Raw genomic sequence first — 18721 nt, forward strand, 5'->3', positions numbered from 1 at the left:
GTTGTCACTTCTTTCGCAAAATCATTTTTAAATTTTGATTAATTAACTCAGTAGAAGAAATTTCAAATTGAGTGGTTTCATTTAAATCAATAATATCCGCAGTTTGAAAGAATTGATTTTTTCCAGAACCACCTATTATTTTCGGGGCGTAATAAATAATAAGTTGATTAATAAAATCAGTTTGGAGAAATTTGGAAGTTATACGAGGACCAGCTTCAATTAATAATGAACCAATACCTCGCTTATATATATCTTTAAGAATATCTTTTAAATCGCATTTATCTATACAGATAACCTTTATGTTTCGATTTGGACTTTCAAGCGTTTGATTTTCAGTATAAATCCACACTTCACTCGACGAATCTTGAAAAAGTTGTTTCGTAAAGTCAACATTGCCACTTTTAGCTAGCACTAATCGGATTGGATTTTTACCATTTGGAATACGAGTCGTGTAAAGTGGGTTATCAGCATTAATTGTACCATTTCCTGTCAACACAGCATCATGCGTATGTCTTAAATGGTAGACATCTTGTTTGACTTCTGAATTAGTAATCCATTTACTCTGACCTAAATCTGTTGCTTGTTTACCGTCTAATGATACAGACACTTTCATCGTAATTTCAGGGATTTGCTCTGACTTAGCTTTAAAAAAGTCTTTATATAAGGCAGCTGCTTCTTCAGAGTATTGATGTTCTACATCAATCCCAGCTTGTTCTAAAATAGCGTCCCCTTCAGAAGGTAATGTCGTATCTTTAACAGCGTAAATAACTTTGCTTAGTCCAAATTCAATAATTTTGTTCACACATGGTGGTGTTGAGCCAAAGTGGGTACATGGTTCTAGCGAAATATAGATTGTTCCACCATTTGCTTCCTTTCCAGCCATATCAAGTGCTTGTACTTCCGCGTGCTTCTCACCTTGTTTTAGATGAGCACCGAGTCCAACTATTCGGCCGTTATTAACAACGACCGCACCAACTGGAGGATTGATACCCGTTTGTCCTTTAACCATTTGTGCGAGTTGTATAGCGTATTTCATAAAATTACTCAATAAATCACCTCATAATCAAAACTCCCTATACCAATAAAGTGCTTAAAGGCATAGGGAGACCAAATATATTCAAATAAGCTTACAACATTAGTAAATGTGTATGCTAAATAACCATCATAATTATCAAATAATGACGACTCATTCTTTCTCCCATCCAGACTTTCACTGTCGGCTCTAGAATCTCACTAGATCAGCCATCAAAGTTATTACCTTTTACTTTGACAGGTCGCAGGCTTATATTACTGCCGGTTGGGAATTGCACCCCGCCCCGAAAGAATTCATATGAAATTGTGATTGTTTGAGTTAACGTAGTTTAATAACTACAACATTAATCATACGCTTATTGTTTAAAAATTACAAACCGTCAACGCTGCATATTATTTAACAGAGTAACTAATAATGGAATTTAGTTATTTAAGTGTAAATGTCTACATTATGAACTAAAATGGTCAAATTTACTTTGGTTTTCATATAAATAATTTACAGAATTGACCGCTTGATCAACGATCATCTTCACTCCATTACGCAATTTATTAACGCCATTAGTTACTTGCCCAATAGCTATCATATTGTTGAGAGTTCCATATCTTGGACTTATGACTTGATTGGTTTCTGGAATAATTTGTATACCTCCCATTGGATGTGGTTGAACAATTTGTCTGTTTTGTAGGTTAAGAATAAGCTGATCTTCCTCATCTAAATCTGATAAATGTGTTTTTGATCCAGTCGAATTAATAATGACATCATATTGATAATAATAATCATCATTGTTAAATTCCAATAAATAATGGTTGTCTTTATAAGTAATATCTTGTAATCCGCTTTTAACAATTAATGATTGATTATTTATTAAGTCTATAATTAACTCTGCAGTACGAGGTGGCATAGGGTTAGAATTTAATTGAATAATTTTTGAGAAACGTTTATCAAAGTCTTGCTGATCTTCTCGACTAAAGCTATTCCATATCCAGTTTAGATTTTCTTTAATATTTTCAATTAAACTTTGAAACACACCAATTTCATCAGGTCTATCAAGATCATACTGTAAATCTTGAATTGTATTTCCTGTGCGACGATATACTAGTTTCTCTAAATCAATATTATGATCTTTACATTCTAATTGGAATAATTCAAAAGCTAATTCTAAAGGTACATTTCCATAATATTGTGACTTCAATTCATTAAACTTTTGCTTAGTTAAATGTTTAAACTCAACATCTATCATATTTCCTCTAACACTAGGTAAATGTGCTGAGCGACTAGTCATAGTTATTGGTAATTTAGGATGATGTGTAGTCACGTATCTAACTACATCTAAACTGGCTAATCCAGTGCCTATAATTGCAATATCGTCTGATTGAGACACTTCATCTAATGTATTATATGTAGGATAAGGTGTTTGAATATAACCTTTATTCCCTTTTAGTTTATATGGATCATGATATGCGAATGTGCCAGTCGTTAAGAATATATAATCATACTCTTTCCATTCACTCATATCTTCTGAAGTACATACATAGTATGTTAATGTAGTCTCATCAATTTCTGAATTTGTAAAAATTTCGCGAACTGGATGCTTAATAATGGTTAAATTATCAAATAACAAGTCGTAGTTAGATAGGTATGACTTCATATAATGACCAAATACAAACCTAGGAAGATATTTAGGATTATCGAATTTAAATTCTGATTGCTCTTGATACCATTTCCAGAACTCTTCTTCATCATCCAAATTCAAACTCATTTGCTTAGTTGGCAAATTAATTAATAATTGGCTGCTGTCATTTTGAAAAGGTACACCCTGCCCCATATTCTTATCATGATCATATACATCAACCTCAAGATTTTTAAACGCTTCATTTTTGACTAATTGCCTTAGTACACTAACACCAGCTGTGCCCATCCCTATAATTGCTACACGCATATATTCATCATCCTTTTAATTTTCTCTAACAAGAATTTTTAATAATTTAATTATATCAATATCATAAATTGCTTAAAATAATTTATACTTATATGCACTTAACATTCTCCATTTTTCTTTATCCTATATTGATATGTTAATATTGAGTTAATGAGGTGAACTAAAATGAAATTTCTCTTAAAAGTTTTCGTAGTATTTGTTATAGCATTTAGTTGGATAACTCGAAAAAATAAAGCCGAATAAATGTTTGTGAACATAAAATATATTAAAGAAAAAGTCAACGTCATCACTTGCTTGAATCAGTGTGATCGTTGGCTTTATTTTACTTACAATTATTTATTTTTGATGTTTATTATCATCTTTGTATACGTATAATTTAAAATATTTACCTTCTGTTTTCATCTCTTTATAGAAATCTGCGATAATTTGAGCATTACTTTCTGCCCATTTAATATCAGTAGCATATTGATGTTCACCTGGATTTTTAGGATTCCATCTCATACTGTAAAGCGTATTTTGATCATCATGTGATAGGAAGTGTTGGTGAATAAAATCAGCACCACCTTTGATGGCTTTCTCTGGAGTATCCCAACCGTGTTTTTTTGCGTATTCTGAACCAGTTTTAATAGGATCACTATCGAGAGCACCTACACCATAGAAGTTATAATATTTTTTACCATCAATTTCTACACCCTTGGCTAATTCACTTTTAACTGAACCAGTTTCTAATAAAGCATGAGAAATTAAATAAACTTCATTCACATGTTTCTCTTTAGCAGCACTAATAAATGCATCAGTATGCTTTAATAACATAGGTCGATCGAATAACATACGCTTAATACGGTTTTCATCAATACCTTGATATTTAGATAAATCTAAAAATTGATACTTTTGTTTGTCATCATCAATGAACTTACTACTGTCCATTGCAGCTTTTATTTCATTATCTGAAGCATCTCTCCAAGCAGTATTATTCTTGTTAGAGACTTGTTGACTTGTGTAATTATCAATTTGTTTATCGGCAGCTTTATTTAGTGTGACGTTTAAATGCTCTACTTTTTCTTCTTCATTTACTTTTTTAAAGAATATTTGATCTGAAATCATAGTAAAGAAAATAAAACCTGCTGCGACTAAAACAATCAATAACCCCACTAGGCTAATAATTGAGCCTTTTTTGTGCTTCGTCATATTCACACCTCTTAGGTCAATGTTGTTTTTTCTTTAAAATCTTTATGATAATAAAGTTTAACATTATTAATTCTTATAAACAATTTTATACTTACAATGTTACATATTCATAAAATAAAAGTAATCAAAATGAAACTTTGCAAAATAAAAAGTAATGAAACATATAGAATTTCATTACTTGATTCCATAAAGCATAAATATTTATTGTTAATTATCTTTGCGATAATCCATCATTATAAAACTAGCTGCTTGAGATCTATTCTTGTAATAATATTGATTTAAATCAACTGTTCCTTCTATTTCACCATCTCGATACATCATTTCATTTGTGAAATTGTTAATCATTACAAATTCAGAACGATCCCTAATTATGTCTAAATCATCATTTCTTGCAAAAAAATGCTCTAAATTTAAATGTGCGTAATCCAAATTTATACCTCCCACGTTACAAATTGACTAGAACTTAAATATATTTATGAATGTTAGGTATGTTCATAATTAATTGTCGCATTACTGAGTTACTTATGACTTAAACCATTATTTTGCATACTTTCATTATTCTATGTTTACTATTTAACACCCTTTTTTCAAATTACGCAAATGATAATTTAAATAAGTTAGTTTAAATTTTAGATATCCGGAAATTTTGTTTAAGTACTTAACCTAGGAGCGAATTCCAAGTACAATGAATTTTGATGACATATATCATAAATATCATAGAATTATTCATTATTTGTTAAAACGTTATTACGTCAAGTATAATTATGATGAATTTTATCAGTTATTGCTAATTAAACTGTGGCAATTATCTAAGAATTACAATAAGAATTCAAATATTTGTTTATCCTCTTATCTCTATCAACGGCTCAACTTTTACTTAATTGACTTATTTAGAAAAGAAAATTTAAAACCAGAAATAGTTGAAGTCGATAATTTACAAACTCCTCAAATTACTTCTATTAATACAGAGATAACTTTCTTCGACTATAATGACATTTCCAAAATTTTAAATGCACAAGAACTCGCATGGTATAACTATTTTATTCAAGGCTATAAACAATTCGAAATTGCCGACTTAATGCATGTCTCTTTATCGAGTATTAAAAAGTATAAATCCTCTTCCATAAAAAAGCTCACCGATTATTATTTTAAAGGTGAATAATATGATTCCACACAATTCTTACCATTTGCTTTATATTCAAACATTGCAACATAGTGAACATAAAACTAAATGCTGCTTTTCGACTTATGACATGGTGCTACCTTTTCCAATTAAAAAGGTACTAATTTATTATTTCGAACAGCATAATCAATCGTATTTGCAAAGGCTAAAGTTGGCAAAACGATTATTAGCAATTAATAAATTAGTACCTTTATATATATCTGACAAAGTTGTCCTCTTCCCTATTAAACATCAACGTGCACCTTTACAAACTTACATCAACGCATTAACAATTATTGGATTAACTTCTACTACAAATGGCGTCATCATTACTTTTGAAAACAATATCCAATTACAAGTTGATGAACCCTATTCGTTAATTTATAAAAAATGGCAAGAAAGTACATTATTGTATCATTTAGTACAAAAAACTATGCAGATTTATTAAATTTATATTCTAATAATTTTTTTGTAAAAAATGCAGTAACTGATTTAATGAGTAATAAACTTACGATTGCAAGAAGTATTGCACCTATTAAAATTAAAATCACATTTATAACTGGCATTGAAACTTGTGGATTTATAAAATAATTCACTGCAGTAAGACTTGTAATAAACCCTGTTAAAAATACCCCTAGCAAGAGAGCATAAATGAGTACAATTCCAATTAGTAAAAATAACAATGTGGAACTTGCCACTTCTTTTTGTTTAAATATGTTATTTTTTAAAAATTGATTTGCGTACTGAATTGGTTTGCGATATTTCTTTGACTGAATATCCCCTTCATTACCCTCAACCTCTTTATGGTAATGCGTTAAATTATTTTGTAATAGCTTTTTTTCCTTTTTATTTAAAAACCACAATTGTTTTTTAACTTTCTCTTCAAATTCTGTATATTTCATACTTTGTGGTTATCTCCTTCTAATATGATTTCTTTTAAATTTTAGCGAAGTTCTTAATTACTTACAAGTTAAAAAACATAAGCTTTACTATATAAAAATACTCCGTTTCTGAAAGAGATTGATTTAGAGAATCTATACACAGACATGAAAATGTTAATTGTATGTAGAAGTTCTAATCAATATCTTATATAACGGAGTTATTTTTAATTTTTAAATTTTAAAGGATAGATAAACCTGAGCTTTGAATATCCTTAGCGAAACCTTTTACAGTATCAACTGATAATTCATTAATATCTCGACCTAAATTAGTATTTACTTTCTTAACTACATCTGCTGGACATGTAATAATGTCGGCACCAATTTCATTTGCCTGAATAACATTAAATAATTCACGACAACTTGCCCATAATAATTTAACGCCTTCTTTACTATGCACCACATCTACTGATTCTTTCATCAAAGGTAATGGATCAACACCAGTATCAGCTATTCTACCCGCAAATACTGAAATATATGTAGGTACTCCTTCAGTTACCGCTTCAGTAATTTCTTTTACTTGCTCAATAGTGTACACTGCAGTAACATTTAAACGCACATTGTCCGCTGATAATTTTTTAATTAACGGAATTGTTGATTCACCTTTAGTATTCACAACTGGAATTTTGACAAAAACATTATCACCATATTGTTTTAATATTTCAGCTTCTTTTTCCATAGTTTCTAAATCATCAGCGAATACTTCAAATGAAATAGATGCATCTGGAATTTCTTTAACCGCTTCTTCAGCGAATGATTTATAGTCTGTTACACCCGCTTTAGCCATTAAGCTAGGATTAGTAGTGAAACCGTCTACCTCTTTATTTTTATATGCTGCTTTCATTTGTTCAATATCTGCGCCATCTGCAAATACTTCGACATTTAATTTTGCCATTACATTCTTCCTCCTTTATTTACGATTACGATGATAGTTAAATTACATCACAATAGATTTCTTATATGTATATACTTCTTTTCATATGATGATCAGACTATTCCGCATCAATAAAATATTTATAAATTATTTATATCATTCTTAGAAACACTTGGCGAATGTTTTGCTTTTTAACAAAATTAATTATCAAATTCACTAGTCACTATTAAATGTTAATTAAAATATGGTAATATGATTAGATGATATTAGGTAGGAGGAACATTATGTCTAAGCCAAAAAAATACTTCTATATCTCAATAATTTTACTCATCATAAGTTTTTATTTTAATACATTCAACCCACTATTAAGTCAGCAAATTACTTCTGTTAAATATTTACTTATTGCGTGTAGTATCATTAATGTGATTATATTAATTGCTTCTATTTTATTCTCAGATAAAGCGATTAAACATTTAGGTGATAAACAAGGATGGATAAGAATTGCGAGTAAAATTTTGCCAATAATCATTTTATTGGTGATTGTATTCCATATCTATGCCTCAATTAAGACATTTGGTATATTGTCGTAAACTTTTTAAATGCCAGAACTAACTTTCTAATTTAAAAATAATTAACGATTACTGTTTAACGTTATAAAAATAATGAATAGGTGTGACAAAATGCAATATTTATTTGTGTTTATTGGGGGCTTATTTGGAGCATTACTAAGATATGTCTTATCAACTCTTAATGCCAATTCTGGATTACCACTCGGTACATTGATTGCGAATATTGTGGGTGCATTTTCAATGGGATATTTATCTTCGTTATCCATTCAATTTTTTAAAAACAACCCACTAATTAAAAAAGGTGTCACAACGGGACTACTAGGTGCTTTAACCACCTTTTCAACCTTCCAATTTGAGTTAGTTACAATGTCACAAAATAATAGTATCGCTTTGCTCTTTATCTATGGCTTAACCAGTTATATAGGAGGCATTCTTTTCTGCTGGTTAGGTGTTAAATTAGGGAGGCAACCTATATGATACATATACTACTTATTATGGTAGGTGGTGGCATTGGTGCTGTTATCAGAGCTTGGTTAGCAGATGTCTTTAAAAGTAAAATAACGTCACCTATACCGATTGCAACTTTAATAGTCAATCTCGTTGGTAGTTTCTTAATTGGCTTCGTGTATGGGATAGCTCAAGATTATCAATTATTTTCACTGTTTTTTATAACTGGCGTTCTTGGAGGATTAACAACCTTTTCAACTCTGTCTTATGAAATCGTCCAATTTATTTCGCCAAGTTTTAAACCTGTTCAATTTTTTAGTTATTCTATTTTACAATTTGTAATAGGGTTTATCTCTTGCTTTATTGGTTATTCGATATAAATAAATACACTTCATAGTTTTAAGATTAAATCTTGCAACTATGAAGTGTATTTTTATTAATGTCCCTCAAATGTTGCTGGATCAGGACCAATGCGTTGATCTTTGTTTAGAGAATCAATTTGTTCCATTTGTTCATCTGTTAGTTCGAAATCAAAAACATTAATATTTTCCTCTATTCTTTGAGGTGTAACTGATTTAGGAATAACGATGACACCATGTTGCATGTTCCAACGAATGACGACTTGTGCTGCCGATTTATTAACTTCTTTGCCAATTTGATTAAGTGTTTCATCACCTAAGATTTGGGCATTCATAAATGGTGACCATGACTCCATATGGATATTTTGTACTTCTAAATATTTACGTAGTTTATTTTGAGTAAAATATGGGTGAAATTCTACTTGGTTGATGACTGGCTTAATAGAAACTTGAGCTAATAATGCTTCAAAGTGTTCTGCATTGAAGTTACTTACACCAATATTTTTAACCTTATCATCTTTATATAAATCTTCCATACCTTTCCATGTATCAACCATTATTGCTTCATTAGTACCCGGCCAATGAACAAGATATAAATCTAAATAATCTAGTCCTAATTTATTGATACTTGTTTCATAAGCATTTGCAACATTTTCGCGCCCAAAATCTTCAAAATATAGTTTTGATGTAATAAATAAATCTTTACGTTCTAACCCAGTAGCTTCTAGACCTTCTTTAATTCCTAAACCAACTTGTTCTTCATTACCATATACTTTAGCTGTATCAATACTACGATAACCTGAGACAATTGCATGCTTAACTGCCTCCTTACATTCATCGTTATTTTCTACTCTAAAGGTACCAATTCCAACTTTAGGCATTGTGTGACCATTATAAAATTCAATTGTTTCCATAAAAGAAACCTCTTTTCTTTATATTTTAATAATTACTACTCTATTCCCATAATTGTCATTATTGAAAACTTTAATATTAGTTTAGTTTATTATTTTAATAAGCTTCTCCTCAAAATTAAAAAATCCGAGATATAACCATATCTCGGATTAATACTAATTAAATGATTCAATTTTATCCATAACATTTTGTAATTCATCTACGTTATATTGAATACGTCCATGGAATACAAATTTATTAAAGAACTCATCTAATTGATCAGGTCCCACTAGAACTTTAACACTTGAACTTTGTGCATAATTTGAAATCGTTACGTCTCCATCGTGTTTAGGATTAAAATATAAAATCGCAGTTGGCGTATATTTAGCCCCTAATTGTGTTTGCAAGTCTGACGCTAACTTTTCAATTGAAGTAAGTTGTTCTGAGTAATTAACAAATGACAATGAAGATTTATCTTCATTTTGATCGAGTACTAGTGTTTGAGGTAACTTAGCATCTAAATCCAAAGTACTAAATACTTGTTCCATCATAGGCAATTCGTTAAATTGCTTACCACTTATACCTTGATAAACATGCCCTTTTAATAGTTGAGAATCTATAATATATAGGCCTGTACGCGTAAGTACAAGGTGACTAATGCGTTCAATATCATTGAATTCATTACTTGGTAAAAAGATGTTTGCCATAATATGCATATCTTCAGGTCTAATACGTTTTTCTTTCACTAAACGATCTCTAATTCCAATTAAGCGCATATCCGTAACATATTCACTTTTGTTTTTTGAGAATAGTTTCAATGCATCAATTTCACGATCTTTACCGCTTACAGTTGCATCAAAATCTTCTTTTTGTTTAGTAACTTGCTTTTTATTTTGTATGCGTTCTTTCTCTAGGGCTTCGTCATGTGACGCTTTCATTTGCTTTTCTTTTAAGTCGTATTCTTCTTTTGTTTTCTGTTTAATATTGTTTTTACTTTTAAGTGTAACTAAGAATAATATTAAACAGATAATTGCAACTACAATTGCTACGATTAAACCAATTTCGATTGGTCCAAATGAATTCATTAAATCAACGCTCCTTTAATCTATCAGTAAATCTAATTATAATGGAAACTATCTATAATTTCGACAATTTCTTTATATTAATTAAAGCGTTTATTAAGCTTGAACAGCATCTTTTAATACATTGACTTTATCTAATTTCTCCCATGGTAACAATACATCTGTTCTACCAAAGTGACCATAAGCAGCAGTTTGTTTGTATATAGGATGCTTTAAATCTAACATTTTAATGATACCTGCTGGACGTAAATCAAAGTTAGCTCTAACAGCTTCAACAAGTTGAGCTTCAGAAACTTTGCCTGTTTTAAATGTATCAATTGAAATTGAAACTGGTTCAGCCACGCCAATAGCATAAGCAAGTTGTACTTCACATTGGTCTGCTAGTCCTGCAGCAACAATATTTTTAGCTACATATCTTGCCGCATAAGCTGCTGATCGGTCTACTTTAGTTGGGTCTTTACCACTAAAGCAACCTCCTCCATGACGTGCATAACCACCATAAGTATCAACAATGATTTTACGACCTGTTAATCCAGCATCACCTTGAGGTCCACCAATAACAAATCTTCCAGTAGGATTGATAAAGAATTTCGTTTCATTATCAATTAATCCTTCAGGAACTGTTGGGTATATGACATGTTCTTTAATGTCACTTTGAATTTGTTCTAATTCAATGTCATCCGCATGTTGAGATGATACTACAATCGTGTCAATACGCTTAGGTTTATCTGATTCGTCGTATTCAACTGTTACTTGAACTTTACCATCCGGTCTTAAATAGTCTAAAATTCCATCTTTACGTACATCAGATAAACGTTTAGCTAATTGATGAGATAAAAAGATAGGTAAAGGCATATATGTTTCTGTTTCATTTGTAGCATATCCGAACATTAAACCTTGGTCACCGGCACCAGTAGCTTCAATCTCTTCTTCTGAAATATCATTTCTGTATTCAAGTGCTTTGTCAACACCTTGTGCAATATCAGGTGACTGCTCATCGATTGCAGTTAAAACTGCCATAGTTTGGTAATCATAGCCATATTTAGCACGAGTATAGCCAATACCTTTAATTGTTTCCCTTACAACTTTAGGGATATCTACATAGGTTGATGTAGATATTTCACCTGAAATTAGAGCCATTCCAGTTGTTACAGTAGTTTCACAAGCAACACGTGCATTAGGGTCATCTTTTAAGATTTCATCTAAAATGGCATCAGATACTTGGTCAGCAATCTTATCTGGATGTCCTTCTGTCACTGATTCTGAAGTAAATAAACGTTTATTGTAAGTCATGATTTGCTCCTTTTATAACTATATTTACGAAAATTCTCTTTTAAATGTGAGCTCAAAAATAAAAGAGCCTTCTTCACTATTCAAGACAGAGAGAAGGCTCTTAAACGTCCATTCGCTCTTATCGTTCAGACGAGTATATGTCTGCAAACGGTTTGGCACCTTTCTTTTAAAAAAGAGGTTGCTGGGTTTCATTGGGTCCATGTCCCTCCACCACTCAGGATAAGAGAATCCGTTAAGAACTATACTACCTAATTCATTTATTAATGTCAATTTTGTTTTTACATGTTTTTTGTCTTTTCCAGGTGGAATAATTACGGCATTATGTTATACTATTTTCATGTAAAGGCTTACAATATTGAATTTCTATAACACACGCTGGAGGGATTGGGTATGTCAGTAGATACATACGGCGAAACACCTAAAATTAAAAAATTATTGGAAAAAGAAAGCTCTCTTTTTCAGCTTTCAACAACTCAACTTTATTACAAAATTATGGATAATAATGAAGGAGAGTTAACTGAACTTGGTGCTATCAATGCGAGCACAGGTAAATACACTGGACGTTCACCTAAAGATAAATTCATTGTTACAGAACCTTCTTATAAAGATAATATTCATTGGGGAGATATCAACCAACCTATCGATGAAGAAACTTTCTTAAATCTCTACTCTAAAGTTTTAGACTATCTTGATAAAAAAGACGAGCTTTACGTTTTTAATGGTTATGCAGGTAGTGACAAAGACACACAATTGAAACTTACAGTTATCAATGAACTTGCATGGCACAACCTTTTTGCTCAAAACATGTTTATCCGCCCAGATTCTAAAGAAGAAGCTAGTAATATAAAACCTAACTTCACAATTGTTTCAGCACCTCACTTTAAAGCTGATCCTGAAGTTGATGGAACTAAATCTGAAACTTTTGTTATCATTTCATTCAAACATAAAACCATTTTAATTGGTGGTACAGAGTATGCTGGTGAGATGAAAAAAGGTATCTTCTCAGTAATGAACTATTTGCTTCCAATGCAAGATATTATGAGTATGCATTGTTCTGCGAATGTTGGAGATAAAGGAGATGTAGCCTTATTCTTCGGATTATCAGGTACAGGTAAAACAACTTTATCAGCAGCACCTGATAGAAAATTGATTGGTGATGATGAACACGGTTGGAATAAAAATGGTATTTTCAATATTGAAGGTGGTTGTTACGCAAAAGCAATCAACCTTTCTAAAGAAAAAGAACCTCAAATTTATAACGCGATTCAATACGGTACTATATTAGAGAATACTGTGGTTAACGAGCGTGGTGTTGTTGATTTCGATGATAATTCATATACTGAAAATACACGTGCTGCTTATCCAATTCATCACATTGATAACATTGTATTACCATCTAAAGCAGCACATCCTAATACAATAATTTTCTTAACTGCTGACGCATTTGGTGTACTTCCACCCATTGCTAAATTAACTAAATCTCAAGCGATGTACCATTTCTTAAGTGGTTTCACTTCTAAATTAGCTGGAACTGAGCGTGGTGTTACTGAACCAGAACCATCATTCTCAACTTGTTTTGGTGCACCTTTCTTACCACTTAATCCTATTAAATATGCAGATTTATTAGGTGAGCTAATAGATAAACATGAGGTTGATGTATATTTAGTTAACACTGGCTGGACTGGTGGTAAATACGGCGTAGGTAGACGTATTAGTCTACATTATACTCGTTATATGGTAGATCAAGCAATTAAAGGTAAATTGAAAAATGCAGAGTTTACAAAAGATGAGAAATTCGGTTTAAGTATTCCTACTGAAATGGAAGATGTTCCAAAAACAATACTTAATCCAATTAATGCTTGGAGTGATTCTGATAAATATCGCGCTCAAGCGGATGACTTAATCCAACGTTTTGAAGAAAACTTCAAGAAATTCGGTCCAGAAGTTGAAGAAATTGCTAACACTGGTGGCTTTAACAAATAATTAAATATTTATTAAAAAGACAATGTATAAGGCATACTGTACTGAACCCTTATACATTGTCTTATTATATTTCTTCACATTTCGTCATCCATTGATGCACATAATCGAGGGCTAATTTCATTGCTTGTGGTCTAGGTACATGCCCTTCATCAAGCTGATAAAATGTATCGTGAACAACACCTTTTAATTTCAATTGTTCTTCCAAGTAATTGGCATGATGAATACCTACTTGTTTATCCTTGCCACCATGAACAATTAAAATTGGTGGACTATTAGAATCAATAAGTTTTATCGCATCTCTTTGGTCATAAGATTCTTTATTTTTGGAGGGATGTCCTACCATTCGACGCAACATCCCCCTTAAATCAGTACGTTCTTCATACATCAAGTGCATACTTGATACACCACCCCAGATGATGTAACTATCGACTGGGTAATCTTGATATGTAAGTAGTCCTTGTATTCCACCTCTTGAAAAACCAATCATGTGTAAATATGCATTAGGAAATCGTTGTTTAAGTATCTTTATGAGATAGTTAACATCTTTTAAATCAGCGTTAGCAAACTCATCTCTACCTTCACTTCCATTACTTCCTCTATAATAAGGACCTACAACTAAGGTATTATCATTTGCAAACTGCATTAGTCTTGCTGCACGTACACGTCCGACTTGTCCCTTACCTCCTCGCAAATATACTACGATTCTTTTTACTGTCTTCGTTAATGGACACATTTGTAATGCTTTTACTTTTAAGCCATCAACTTTATAAGTAATTTCATCGAATTGGTGCGTTTTTGATGCTATAGGCATTTTCTTAGTCGCGATAATATCCAAGTTCTATCATCCTCTCGACACATTTAAGAATTGCATTATCTTGTATTAAATAACTTTGTTTATCTAATGGAATAGAATTAATATTATCAAATAATAATGGCCCTCTCGTTTCTAAATAATCACTTTTCTCTTTAAATGATTTAACCTTCACGACATATACATCTTTTTTGAAAATTGAGTTATCGAATGTATGAACCTGATATTGAGCAATATAATCTATCGTTTCAGGTATGCCTCCTGTTTCTTCAAAAAGCTCTCTCTTGATAGCTTGTAAGCTTTCTTCTCCTTTTTCAACCTTACCACCCGGAAACTCGATGCCACGTAATTTATGATGGGTAAATAGTAACTGACTCTGATATAACGGAATAGCTAAAACATGATTACCATCTGGATGATCGTTGTTCGTTTTGTAACACATTGTGACACGTCTATTATCTTTATCTAGAAACTCCATGTTCCATACTACTCCCTTCAATATGTTAAACTTATTTATAATCGTATTACTTGTTGGAGGCCTATAATGTTAAAAAAAATATTTCTTGGAATAATCCATATATATCAACGCTATATTTCACCTATGACACCACCCACATGCCGATTTTATCCTACGTGTTCAGAATATACACGAGAAGCGATTGAAATTTACGGCCCACTCAAAGGCGGCTACATGGGAATACGTCGCATTCTTAAATGTCATCCACTACATAAAGGTGGGTTTGATCCAGTTCCTTTAAAAAAGGATAAACATAGACACTAATTTAATTTAAGTAATTTTGATTTATCGATTTGAGGGGGGTGAAATGAAATCATCCCCTCTTTTAATTTACCGACACCTTGCGTGAAATCGTCAGTAAAATAATAACCATCTGGGGTTACATCCCCAGGATAATCACCTTCTCGAGCTAATAATGCAGTAAAGTAACGACTTAGTCCATATTCGTACATTCCACCTATAACCACTTTAATATCAATTGATTTCAATTCACGAATCAATGATTGTACTCTATCAAGACCACCCATTCTAAATGGTTTAACAATCACTACTTTAACCGGGAATTGGTTAACAATTGAGATAATACTATTGATATCAGTAGCTTTTTCATCAAGTGCAATTGCAGGGTATTGCGTATGATCAATGTGTAAAGTTGAAGAAAGCGATTTAAATGGTTCTTCTATATAAAGTATATTTTGGTCATTTATAGATTCTAATTTTTGAAAATCAGAAACATCTAGTGACTCATTAGCATCTAATGCTAATTCAAAATCATAAGGCAATATGTCATCTAAAAGTGAGATGTCATCATTCAGTTGACTTGTCCATTTCAACTTTATACGTTTGGGTTGAGTTTGTTTTAAATACTCAAGTTGTTGTGCACTTATGCCACTTATCGTTGCACCATACGCTACTTTAAACTTCGGTAAATCATGATACATCTGATAAATCGCCATAACTACAGTACTTCTCGCTGTGGGATAATTATCAAGTATATCTAAATATGGTTTCCAATCTTCATATTTATGAACAGACTTTTTAACAATACTTTCTGACCATTGTGAAAGTATTTCTTGTACAGTTTCAATCGTTTCTTCGTTGTACCAATTTGTTTCAAAAGCATTGCACTCTCCAAAAAAAGATTGATCATCTTCACTTAAAATTTCAACAATAAGTGCTTTTCGGTATGTCATTTTAACTTTGGGAGTTACAATTGGATCTCTAAATTCATGATTGTAAAGATAAAAATTTACTGCTTTAATCCTCATATTATTGTCCTTTATTAATCATTTTGTTGCGTTGTAATTTACCTGTAGAAGTGTATGGTAAACTTTCAACCTGATGAAAGGCTTTGGGTACTTTATATTTTGCCAAATACGTTTTCAAATATTTAGTTAATTCTATTTCTGGAATTGTATCATCTGAAACATAATATAGTACTGGTATTTGACCCCATGTCGCATCCTCTTGCGCTACACATACAGCGTCATTAATATCTGAGTGTGTTTTAGCAATTGATTCAATCTCATAAGGATAAATATTTTCCCCACCACTTATGATTAAATCTTTGCGACGATCATAAACCATCACAAATCCTTCCTCATCAATTTCTGCTATATCACCAGTCTTAAAGTATCCATCCTCAAAAGTATCGCTCAACCCTGCTGGATATAAATAACCGTTCATTACATTATTCCCTTTTATGAGAAGTTCGCCATGACCTTCACTATTTGGATGTTTAATACGTACATTAACGTTTTCGCTTGGTTTGCCAACAGTATCATACCGTTGTGCAAGCATCTCGGGTGTAGCAGTTAGAAATTGAGAACACGTTTCTGTCATTCCAAATGAATTGTATATCGGTAACTGATAATTTAGGGCTTCATCAATTAATGTAGATGATAATTTGGCACCTCCAAGTAAAATTTTCTCAATTGAGAACGGTTGGTTTAATCCTGCATCCATAAGCCATTTAAGCGTTTGTGGCACTAGTGATATATGGGTAGGTCCTTCTTCCTTAATGATCGATAACATCGTTTGTGTATTATATTTTTCCAATATACGTACCGTAAAGCCCTCAATTATAGAACGTAATAAAACACTAAGACCTGAAATATGATATATCGGTAAAACAGATAACCATTTAGTGGTTTCATCATATCCTAAACTTTCTTTACACCCAATTGCACTTGCATAATGATTTTTAAAGGTTTGTGGTACTGCTTTTTGAGGACCTGTCGTTCCAGATGTAAACATAATTGAAGCAATTCGATCATAATTACATGTTTGATTATTGATAAGTTTTGAATATTGTTCTATTTCAGATATATGTATTACATTAAAATCCGACAAGTGAAATGGTTGCGTCGTTAATATTGTTGATACATTAATGGAATTCATTTGATTTATCATTTCAGTTTCTGTTAATCGCGTGTTTATCATTGCTATTTCAACATTAGCTAACCAACAAGCGTTAATCAGTGTGATAGACGCAATATCGTTTTTAATATACAATCCTACTCTATTATTATTTAAAGAAAGAATTTGTTCAGATATTGAAAATGCTCTATCATACAATTCCTTAAAAGTTATAGAATGATTTCCATCTGTAACTGCTATCTTATCTCTATTTTTAATACTTTGCTCTTTTAACCAAAAATCCACTGTTCATTCCTCCATATAAATACATTATAATTATAACGATAATTTAGTTAGTTAGCATTGGTTGTGTTTAAGAAGCAGCATATTTCAGTGATATTAGTTTATTACAAATTGACATTTTGGAAAATTTCAATCATTAAATAATGAATTGGCTTTATTTTTTAAATTAAAAAAGAGTTTAAAGTGATGATTACCACTTTAAACTCAAATAAGCTATGATATTCAATTATTCCCTAGCCTCATAGCAGGCAGGCTACTGGTTTCAATGCATTTCGTTTTATAAGTTCCACGCATTGTCGTTGATTTATGAATATTATAATATATTTATATAATAATTTAAATATGAAAATCTAATTATTCTTAAATTTTCTTATCTCGATCCATAATCTAATAGTTGAATGACACCAACATGATTAAAAACTGAACTTGTTTATTCCTTTTATCTATTTTTTTAATACTCTTAAATATTAATATGATATGAGAAAAGAGCTAGCGTATCCACTACTCTAGCTCCTTTTTCTGCTTATTTTGAAATTTTCATTCTAAACCCTCGAAATTCAATGTATTTCGTTTATAAACTAAACGCATTATGTTGAGCTTAATATAATATTAAAAGATATTTTTTATTATTAATTCTAAAATTTAGTTTTACCCACGCACTTCATTAAAAAGTTGCTTTTCATCACAATTTCAACAATAAAAAAAGCAAGATCAACGTGCCAGAAATTTTACTTTCTAGGCACTTCTTTGACACTTGCCCACTCTACAACATATTGTGATAAGCTTTTATTATGGAGAACAAGGGATTCGAACCCTTGAAGCGCTTATAGCGCTTACACACTTTCCAGGCGTGCTCCTTCGGCCAGACTCGGACAGTTCTCCTCAATATTAATAACTAAATTACATAAAAAAACAGAAGCGATATTTCACTTCTGTTTGTATGACTCCTACGGGACTCGAACCCGTGTTACCGC

The 18721-nt window shown here is 31.4% G+C and carries 20 protein-coding genes, 1 tRNA gene and 2 riboswitches; of the genes, 7 read left to right on the top strand and 14 right to left on the bottom strand.

Translation table 11 applies throughout. From position 1 onward, the window contains the following. Nucleotides 1-4 precede the first annotated feature (4 nt). From ribD to HMPREF2737_RS10860, 4 genes are all read right to left on the bottom strand, one after another. A complete protein-coding gene (ribD, locus tag HMPREF2737_RS10845; RefSeq protein WP_037552270.1) occupies nucleotides 5-1048 on the bottom strand; it encodes a bifunctional diaminohydroxyphosphoribosylaminopyrimidine deaminase/5-amino-6-(5-phosphoribosylamino)uracil reductase RibD in 1044 nt (347 codons plus the stop codon). Between the two features lie 138 nt (nucleotides 1049-1186). Next, nucleotides 1187-1328: riboswitch (FMN riboswitch) on the bottom strand. A 153-nt stretch (nucleotides 1329-1481) separates the two neighbouring features. After that, the gene (locus HMPREF2737_RS10850; protein WP_037552268.1) at nucleotides 1482-2972 is read right to left on the bottom strand and encodes an FAD/NAD(P)-binding protein; all 1491 of its coding nucleotides are present in this window, start codon (nucleotides 2970-2972) and stop codon (nucleotides 1482-1484) included. Between the two features lie 336 nt (nucleotides 2973-3308). Further along, nucleotides 3309-4160 carry a peptidoglycan release complex glucosaminidase SagB gene (locus tag HMPREF2737_RS10855; protein WP_037552266.1) on the bottom strand — a complete coding sequence of 284 codons (852 nt, stop codon included), beginning with the start codon at nucleotides 4158-4160 and terminating at the stop codon, nucleotides 3309-3311. A 207-nt stretch (nucleotides 4161-4367) separates the two neighbouring features. Continuing rightward, a complete protein-coding gene (locus tag HMPREF2737_RS10860; RefSeq protein WP_011275450.1) occupies nucleotides 4368-4589 on the bottom strand; it encodes a hypothetical protein in 222 nt (73 codons plus the stop codon). 256 nt (nucleotides 4590-4845) lie between these two features. Between HMPREF2737_RS10860 and HMPREF2737_RS10865 the strand changes: the two genes are divergently transcribed. Together HMPREF2737_RS10865 and HMPREF2737_RS10870 are read left to right on the top strand one after the other, a co-directional pair. Next, nucleotides 4846-5322, top strand: coding sequence for a sigma-70 family RNA polymerase sigma factor (locus HMPREF2737_RS10865; RefSeq protein WP_037552263.1), 477 nt, complete (start codon nucleotides 4846-4848; stop codon nucleotides 5320-5322). A 1-nt stretch (nucleotide 5323) separates the two neighbouring features. After that, on the top strand, nucleotides 5324-5770 hold the full coding sequence (locus HMPREF2737_RS10870) for a competence protein ComK (RefSeq protein ID WP_037552261.1): 447 nt from the start codon (nucleotides 5324-5326) through the stop codon (nucleotides 5768-5770). Here HMPREF2737_RS10870 and HMPREF2737_RS10875 read toward each other — a convergent pair. Both HMPREF2737_RS10875 and HMPREF2737_RS10880 read right to left on the bottom strand, forming a co-directional pair. Next, entirely contained in the window at nucleotides 5754-6224 is a 471-nt protein-coding gene (locus tag HMPREF2737_RS10875) for a membrane protein (protein ID WP_037552259.1), read from the bottom strand. The two genes, HMPREF2737_RS10870 and HMPREF2737_RS10875, sit on opposite strands and share 17 nt — an antisense overlap. A 217-nt stretch (nucleotides 6225-6441) precedes the next feature. Continuing rightward, nucleotides 6442-7155 (bottom strand): transaldolase, encoded by a 714-nt coding sequence (locus HMPREF2737_RS10880; RefSeq protein ID WP_037552257.1) that lies wholly within the window; start codon nucleotides 7153-7155, stop codon nucleotides 6442-6444. Between the two features lie 263 nt (nucleotides 7156-7418). On the opposite strand from HMPREF2737_RS10880, the gene HMPREF2737_RS10885 reads away from it, so the two are divergent. From HMPREF2737_RS10885 to HMPREF2737_RS10895, 3 genes are all read left to right on the top strand, one after another. Next, complete coding sequence (locus HMPREF2737_RS10885; RefSeq protein WP_037552255.1) at nucleotides 7419-7724, top strand: hypothetical protein; 306 nt, start codon at nucleotides 7419-7421, stop codon at nucleotides 7722-7724. A 90-nt stretch (nucleotides 7725-7814) separates the two neighbouring features. Next, nucleotides 7815-8180: a fluoride efflux transporter CrcB gene (crcB, locus tag HMPREF2737_RS10890; protein WP_037552253.1), complete on the top strand. Its 366-nt coding sequence runs from the start codon at nucleotides 7815-7817 to the stop codon at nucleotides 8178-8180. Next, complete coding sequence (locus HMPREF2737_RS10895; RefSeq protein ID WP_037552252.1) at nucleotides 8177-8530, top strand: fluoride efflux transporter FluC; 354 nt, start codon at nucleotides 8177-8179, stop codon at nucleotides 8528-8530. The genes crcB and HMPREF2737_RS10895 overlap by 4 nt, the downstream gene beginning before the upstream one ends. Before the next feature lie 56 nt (nucleotides 8531-8586). On the opposite strand, the gene HMPREF2737_RS10900 is transcribed toward HMPREF2737_RS10895, so the two are convergent. From HMPREF2737_RS10900 to metK, 3 genes are all read right to left on the bottom strand, one after another. Further along, on the bottom strand, nucleotides 8587-9423 hold the full coding sequence (locus HMPREF2737_RS10900; protein ID WP_037552250.1) for an aldo/keto reductase: 837 nt from the start codon (nucleotides 9421-9423) through the stop codon (nucleotides 8587-8589). A 153-nt stretch (nucleotides 9424-9576) separates the two neighbouring features. Then, the gene (locus tag HMPREF2737_RS10905; RefSeq protein ID WP_037552248.1) at nucleotides 9577-10485 is read right to left on the bottom strand and encodes a hypothetical protein; all 909 of its coding nucleotides are present in this window, start codon (nucleotides 10483-10485) and stop codon (nucleotides 9577-9579) included. A gap of 93 nt (nucleotides 10486-10578) precedes the next feature. Continuing rightward, nucleotides 10579-11775, bottom strand: coding sequence for a methionine adenosyltransferase (gene metK / locus HMPREF2737_RS10910; RefSeq protein WP_037538587.1), 1197 nt, complete (start codon nucleotides 11773-11775; stop codon nucleotides 10579-10581). A gap of 115 nt (nucleotides 11776-11890) precedes the next feature. Then, nucleotides 11891-12001: riboswitch (SAM riboswitch) on the bottom strand. 164 nt (nucleotides 12002-12165) lie between these two features. Here metK and pckA point away from each other — a divergent pair. Further along, a complete protein-coding gene (gene pckA, locus HMPREF2737_RS10915; protein ID WP_037552246.1) occupies nucleotides 12166-13758 on the top strand; it encodes a phosphoenolpyruvate carboxykinase (ATP) in 1593 nt (530 codons plus the stop codon). A 64-nt stretch (nucleotides 13759-13822) separates the two neighbouring features. Here pckA and HMPREF2737_RS10920 read toward each other — a convergent pair whose 3' ends face one another. Beyond that, nucleotides 13823-14593 (bottom strand): alpha/beta hydrolase family protein, encoded by a 771-nt coding sequence (locus HMPREF2737_RS10920; RefSeq protein ID WP_037552244.1) that lies wholly within the window; start codon nucleotides 14591-14593, stop codon nucleotides 13823-13825. Then, a complete protein-coding gene (gene ytkD / locus HMPREF2737_RS10925; protein ID WP_037552242.1) occupies nucleotides 14574-15047 on the bottom strand; it encodes an RNA deprotection pyrophosphohydrolase in 474 nt (157 codons plus the stop codon). The genes HMPREF2737_RS10920 and ytkD overlap by 20 nt, the downstream gene beginning before the upstream one ends. A gap of 66 nt (nucleotides 15048-15113) precedes the next feature. Here ytkD and yidD point away from each other — a divergent pair, with 66 nt between their 5' ends. Then, nucleotides 15114-15350: a membrane protein insertion efficiency factor YidD gene (yidD, locus tag HMPREF2737_RS10930; RefSeq protein WP_037552240.1), complete on the top strand. Its 237-nt coding sequence runs from the start codon at nucleotides 15114-15116 to the stop codon at nucleotides 15348-15350. On the opposite strand, the gene menC is transcribed toward yidD, so the two are convergent. From menC to HMPREF2737_RS10945, 3 genes are all read right to left on the bottom strand, one after another. After that, a complete protein-coding gene (menC, locus tag HMPREF2737_RS10935; RefSeq protein WP_037552237.1) occupies nucleotides 15347-16354 on the bottom strand; it encodes an o-succinylbenzoate synthase in 1008 nt (335 codons plus the stop codon). The two genes, yidD and menC, sit on opposite strands and share 4 nt — an antisense overlap. 1 nt (nucleotide 16355) lies before the next feature. Continuing rightward, nucleotides 16356-17750, bottom strand: coding sequence for an o-succinylbenzoate--CoA ligase (gene menE, locus HMPREF2737_RS10940; RefSeq protein WP_037552235.1), 1395 nt, complete (start codon nucleotides 17748-17750; stop codon nucleotides 16356-16358). Nucleotides 17751-18539: 789 nt separating this feature from the next. Continuing rightward, nucleotides 18540-18629, bottom strand: a tRNA-Ser gene (locus HMPREF2737_RS10945). Nucleotides 18630-18721 lie beyond the last annotated feature (92 nt).

Source organism: Staphylococcus sp. HMSC069D12, assembly GCF_001810405.1.
GTDB classification, from domain to species: Bacteria; Bacillota; Bacilli; order Staphylococcales; family Staphylococcaceae; genus Staphylococcus; species Staphylococcus haemolyticus.